Below are 242 nucleotides of genomic sequence, written 5' to 3' on the forward strand. Positions count from 1 at the left end.
GTCAAGCGGTATCGGTAGCTGGAGTGAGCAAGATATCGTCACTTATCTGCGTACAGGCGAGCTTGATCAACGTGCATACGCTGGTGGCCCCATGGGTGAAGCGGTCGCCCACAGTACCCGCTACTTAAAAAATGAAGACTTAAGCGCCATTGCGTCTTATCTAAAAGCCGTACCTGCTGTCCAAACCGAAGACAAAGTGTCTGCGGTGGATGTGTCGCGTCTGCCAACGCCAATCAACGAAT

General features: G+C 52.1%; 1 pseudogene. It reads left to right on the forward strand.

From position 1 onward, the window contains the following. Nucleotides 1–242: pseudogene (locus AAEZ02_RS23325) on the forward strand (hypothetical protein); the annotation flags it as partial.

The sequence above is a fragment of the Shewanella sp. T24-MNA-CIBAN-0130 genome (assembly GCF_040310185.1).
In the GTDB taxonomy this organism is placed as follows: Bacteria; Pseudomonadota; Gammaproteobacteria; order Enterobacterales; family Shewanellaceae; genus Shewanella; species Shewanella psychromarinicola.